The 5,328-nt window shown below is 62.3% G+C and carries 5 protein-coding genes and 2 pseudogenes; 5 read left to right on the forward strand and 2 right to left on the reverse strand.

Annotation, left to right across the window (positions count from 1 at the left end; genetic code table 11):
• A pseudogene (locus AC1D1P_RS13450) lies at nucleotides 1-162 on the reverse strand (3-oxoacyl-ACP reductase); the annotation flags it as partial.
• Between the two features lie 149 nt (nucleotides 163-311).
• Nucleotides 312-1,004: a FadR/GntR family transcriptional regulator gene (locus AC1D1P_RS13455; protein WP_457282638.1), complete on the reverse strand. Its 693-nt coding sequence runs from the start codon at nucleotides 1,002-1,004 to the stop codon at nucleotides 312-314.
• 83 nt (nucleotides 1,005-1,087) lie between these two features.
• On the opposite strand from AC1D1P_RS13455, the gene AC1D1P_RS13460 reads away from it, so the two are divergent.
• From AC1D1P_RS13460 to AC1D1P_RS13480, 5 genes and pseudogenes are all read left to right on the forward strand, one after another.
• Nucleotides 1,088-1,540, forward strand: coding sequence for a helix-turn-helix domain-containing protein (locus AC1D1P_RS13460; protein WP_477670188.1), 453 nt, complete (start codon nucleotides 1,088-1,090; stop codon nucleotides 1,538-1,540).
• A gap of 54 nt (nucleotides 1,541-1,594) precedes the next feature.
• Nucleotides 1,595-1,759, forward strand: a pseudogene (locus tag AC1D1P_RS13465) (dehydrogenase); the annotation flags it as partial.
• Nucleotides 1,760-2,013: 254 nt separating this feature from the next.
• On the forward strand, nucleotides 2,014-3,117 hold the full coding sequence (locus AC1D1P_RS13470) for a sugar ABC transporter substrate-binding protein (RefSeq protein WP_477670187.1): 1,104 nt from the start codon (nucleotides 2,014-2,016) through the stop codon (nucleotides 3,115-3,117).
• A 75-nt stretch (nucleotides 3,118-3,192) separates the two neighbouring features.
• Nucleotides 3,193-4,728 (forward strand): sugar ABC transporter ATP-binding protein, encoded by a 1,536-nt coding sequence (locus AC1D1P_RS13475; RefSeq protein ID WP_477670186.1) that lies wholly within the window; start codon nucleotides 3,193-3,195, stop codon nucleotides 4,726-4,728.
• The coding region (locus AC1D1P_RS13480; protein WP_477673329.1) for an ABC transporter permease at nucleotides 4,725-5,328 on the forward strand (604 nt) is incomplete at its 3' end. The genes AC1D1P_RS13475 and AC1D1P_RS13480, both read left to right, overlap by 4 nt.

Genomic DNA, 5,328 nt, shown 5'->3' on the forward strand with positions numbered 1-5,328 from the left:
TGCCTGAAGGGCGAGCGCGTTGTCCACGTCGATGTCGATGAACCCGACCTTCGCATCTTGCGCTGCGAACTGCCGCACCAGGGTGGCACCGATGCCGGTCGACCCCCCGGTGATGAGGACGGACCGGTCTTTCAGGCTGGGATAGTGGGTTTGCATGTTCATGTGAATCGTCTCCTAAATTGCGATGTGCAGCGGCGGGGGGTACGCGCGATGCTAGGCTCGGCTCGGGCCCGGCACCAATTCAATTTCCGGCGCGAGCGATAGCAATCTGCGCATCGTGCGCTCGTGGATGCACGCCTCAGGGGACGGGGTCAGTCCCCCACCCAACGCAGCTCGGAGGCGCGCAGATGGGCGAGCATGGCAGCCTGTGCGGCTATCGGATCGCGTGCATCCAGAGCGCTGAGAATAGCTTCATGTTCCTTCAGCGCAGCCTTCCAGGTGCGTGGGTTCTCGTATTTCGAAGACAGCTTGGCCGAGATCGGGCTGTGCCGTTCRTCGAACAACTCGGCGATGATGCGGGCCATCACGGAATTACCACTCATCTGCGTAAGCGTCATGTGAAAGCGTCGATCAAGATCCAGCGGGGCGCGGTTGCGATCCGTTTCAGCCCTCATTCTCGTGACGATCGTCCTAAGCTGCTTGAGCTGCTCAGGGGTGCCGCGCGCGCAGGCAAGGATCACCACCGCGCTCTCCAGGGCGGAGCGCGTCTGCATCAGTTCCCTTGGGCTCTCGCCGAGTGCGGGTGTGGCCTTCCCGGAAGTGCGTTTGGGTTGCGGGCAGACGTAGACACCCGAGCCGCCACGGATCTCGACACTGCTCTGGACGTCCAGGGCGATCAATGCCTCGCGCAGCGAAGGGCGGGACACGCCCAGGAGCAATGCCAGCTCGCGCTCGGCCGGCAGACGGTCGCCGACCTGGAACGATCCTTTGGCGATCAGTTCCCTGATCTGATCGGCGATCTGCTGATACAGGCGACGGGGTTCGGCAGGCTTGGTAACTCTCATGGCGGGGAAGGTGTAACGAAAGGATCATACCGTCGGGCGGTGCCCCTGCGTGGCCATGGCCGGTAAGTTGTGGTGGAAAAACCTTGTCTGGTCAGACCAAAATTGGTACATTCAAAAAAATTGGCATGACCAAATTTATCAACCTTCAACGCTTCGACCTCGCTTCGATCCGGCTCGTGGTGCTTTGCGCCGAGTCCGGTTCATTGTCGGAAGCTGCGCGCCGCTGTCACTTGTCCCTGTCGGGCGCCAGCCACCGGCTGAAGGCTTTCGAGGATGCGGTGGGGGAGCCCGTCTTCCAGCGCCACCGCCGGGGGTTGCGCATCACCATCCGTGGGCGCCACGTGGTGTACTGCGGCATGCAGCTTCTGAACTGGGTCGACCGCCTGGCCGGGCCGGCCTTGTTTGATGGCGAGATGCCGGAACTAATTTTGAACGGAGTATCAGAGGCTGCGAAAGTACCGCTTCCGCTGCTGGGGGTCTCCCCAGGTTTTCCGAGATTCGAAAGTTGGCCGCCGAGAGTGGTCAGTCCAAATTAGCAGATATATAGTTACCCGTCTGACCGCTGCGCAGGGCCAATCATGCTGACGTGATCTGTGCAGGAACGCGGATTCCAGTTTATCGCCCACGGTGGCAAGTACGTCCTCGTTTCCATCGTCCGCGACAGCATTACTTTCTCCGATCCTGAGTTCCACAAGCGCGAAGCCACGTTACTTGGCGGCCGCAACGCGACGATCGAGGACTTCCGGATTGTCATGTCGCCCCGCTCCTGGAGCTCGCCGTCGGTGTTGGTGTCKCAGGCAGGCTGACCCGCCTGCGGCGCCTTGGGGCCTGAGGGGGCGACGCAGCCTTCGAAGCGGCGCAAGTCAAGGGAAAGCCCTGATGCGGTCCGATATGGCCAGACCAAAAATGAATTGATCAAGTTTTGCCCTGGCCAAATGCTTCGCGCAATCCTGCGCCGTTGTCAGCTCGCCGGCTTCAGAGACCGGCACACTCTAAACAGGAGACAAGCATGCAAACGAGACGAGATATTCTGGCCGCGGGCGCGGCCGCAACACTGGCCGGCCTGGGCGCGCCGGCGTTGGCCCAAACCTACGAGCCGGCCTGCTTCAAGCCGTTCTCCGGCAACACGAAGACCATCCAGTATCCGGCCAAGAAGGGACCGTACCGCATCGCATTGGCCAATGGTTATGCCGGCAACAGCTGGCGCATCCAGATGATCAAGTCGCTGAAGGCTTATGCAGCAACGCCGGAGATGAAGCCGCACATCAAGGAGCTGAAGGTCGTGTCCACCGGTACGGACGTGGCTGCGCAGCTGGGCGCCATCGACAACTTCATCAACGCGGGCTTCGACGCCATCCTCACGATCGCGGTGTCGCCCACCTCGTTCAAGCCGGTGATCAAGCGCGCCAAAGAGGCTGGCGTCGTGCTGATCCCGTTCGACAATGTGCTCGACACCGACGAGGTGATCCAGGTGAACGAAGACCAGCTGGAAATGGGCCGCCTGATGGGCCGCTGGCTGGAGAAGAACGGCGTGACCAGCGGCAAGGTTCTGGAGATTCGCGGCTTGCCGGGCAACTCGGTGGACCGCGACCGCCATCTCGGTTTCCGCGAGATCATGGACAAGCACAAGCAGGTCCAGATTATCGAAGTGGTGGGCAACTGGGACGACGGCACTTCGCAGAAGGTAGCGGCCGACGCGATTGCCGTGCATGGCCGCTTCAACGGCATCTACACGCAGGCTGGATCCAACGGCACCATTCGTGCGCTGATCGAGGCCAAGCACCCGTTCGTGCCCATCGGTGCGGAAGGGGAAAATGGCTTTCGCAAGATGGTCCATCAGTACCATAAGGACGGCCTCAAAGGCGCTTCGGCCGCGCAGTCGCCTGGCCTGGTCTCGGTGGCCCTGAAGGCGGCCATCGCCGCACTGCAAGGCCAAAAGCTGCCGCAGTACATCTCGGTGCCCATTCCCTACGTCGAATACCAGAACATGGCACCGGGAAAGAACTTCTACCCGGATTTACCCGACACCTTCTACGTGGCCAACGAGTTTCCGCCTTGCAACATCAACCTGACGGCGCCGGACATCATGAAGCAGAGCGAGGGAAATACCTGAGATCAGCCTTGGAGTTTTAACGCCGGGCTGTGTGGCCGCGCCCGGCATTTTTCCTGTTTGGAGGCTTTTCTTTCCGTGACCCAGAAACCCTTGCTCGAACTCCAGGGCATCACCAAGCGCTACGGCGGCGTATGTGCGCTTGACAGCGCGGACTTCGCTTGTACGGCAGGTGAAATTCACGCTGTTCTGGGCGAGAACGGTGCCGGCAAGTCGACCTTGATCAAGATCATCGCCGGCGTCGTTCAGCCCGACGCGGGCCGTATCCTGCTGGACGGCAAGGAACTGCGGCTGGACTCTCCGAACTCCGCGCGCGAGCGCGGTATCGTTTGTGTGTTCCAGGAGCTGTCGCTGGTCCCGGACTTGTCCGTGTGCGACAACATTTTCCTGTCCAGGCCCCCGGTGAAGTACGGCCTGATCGACGCCAAGACTCAACAAGAGCGAGCTACCGAGCTGCTTTCCCTGCTGGGTTGCAGCGACATCCATCCCATGGACCGCGTGCGCGACCTGCCGCTATCCCGCCGGCAGGTCGTCGAAATTGCCAAGGCGCTAGGCGCGCAGCCGCGCCTGCTCATCCTGGACGAGGCGACCTCCGCCCTCAGCAGCGAAGACGTGGAACGCCTGTACCGCCTGCTCTTCAGTCTGCGAGACCAGGGCGTCGCAGCGCTGTTCATCTCGCACCGCATGCACGAGGTCAAGGCGCTCGCCGGTACCTGTTCGGTTTTTCGCAGTGGTCGCCGCGTCGACACGTTTGCCAACGGCACGCGGACCGACGCTGAAGTGGTGCAACTCATGATCGGTCGTGACGTCGCCAAGTCGTACCCGCCCAAGACCGGTCCGGCCACGGATGCGCGACCGGCTGTCACGGTCAAGTCCTTGAGCTGGGAGCCCAGCCTCCGGGACATTTCGCTGGAGATTCTGCGAGGCGAGATTGTCGGCTTGGGAGGGCTGGACGGACAGGGGCAGCGCGAATTGCTGCTGGCGCTTTTCGGCGTGCTTAAGGGTGTGCACGGCGAAATCGAGGTTTTTGGTCAACCGGTCACCAATCTGGCGCCACACATATGCAAGCAACCCGGACTGGGGATCGCCCTCATCCCGGAGGATCGCAAGACCGAAGGGTTGGTCTTGCCCATGAGTATCCGTGAGAATGCGAGCCTTGCCCAGCTGGAGGCGCTCACGCGCTACGGCTTGCTGAGCCCGGGGGGCGAGCAGGCGGCCGTGGCGCAGATGGTGGACAAGTTGCGCATCAAGATCGGTTCCGTGGAAGACCCGGTGCAGACCTTGTCCGGGGGCAACCAGCAGAAGGTGGTGATCGCCAAGTGGCTGATGACCCAGCCGCGCGTGCTCCTGCTGAACGATCCCACACGCGGCATCGATGTGGCCACCAAGCAGGAAATCTATGTCCTGCTGCGCCAGCTTGCTTCCCAGGGCGTGGCCATCCTGCTCTACTCCACCGACTACGAAGAACTGATCGGCCTGGCGGACCGCATCCTGATCATGTACGAAGGACGCATCGTGCGCACGCTTGTCGGGGAGGAGATCACCGAGCAGGCGATTGTGGCCTCATCCCTCAACGTATCCCTCGCTTCAACCGAACCGGAGGCCGTCACATGAACAGGGAAGAATGGCTGCGAGGGCTGCGCCGCAACAGTGGTCCGCTGAGTGCGCTGGTGGTGTTCATCCTGATGTTTTCGCTGTACCTGCTGGAGCATCCGCGCTCGATATCGGTCGGCATCGTCACCACGGCCTCGAACAAGGCGGCGCTGCTGGCCATCGTTGCGATGGCCCAGACCCTGCCTGTCATCACGCGCGGCCTGGACCTCTCCGTGGGGATGGTGATGGTGCTCACCAGTTGCCTGGCCTCCGTCGTGGTGAACGGTGCGCCTTGGCAAGTGGCACTCGGGGTGGTGCTGGTATTGGCCTCCGGGGCGGCGGCCGGTGCCCTGAATGGTGCAATCGTCGTATTCGGGCGCCTGCAGCCGATCATCGTCACGCTCGCCACGGGCGCAGTGTTCTTCGGCCTGGCCTTGCTGCTGCGTCCTGCGCCGGGCGGGGAGGTCAGCGAGGGCTTGTCAGACGCGCTGACCGGTCGTCTCTTCGGCACGATTCCCACAACGCTGGTGTTGCTGGCCGCGGTCATCGTGCTGGGCTGGATGCCCTTCAGGCGCACGGTCATCGGCCGCGCCTGTTATGCCGTGGGGTCGTCCGAGCAGG

This window comes from Polaromonas sp. P1_E1_2, from assembly GCF_056406035.1.

Excerpts from the sequence above, each read along its gene's own strand:
- AC1D1P_RS13470 (WP_477670187.1), top strand. The coding sequence starts at position 2,014 with ATGCAAACGAGACGAGATATTCTGGCCGCGGGCGCGGCCGCAACACTG.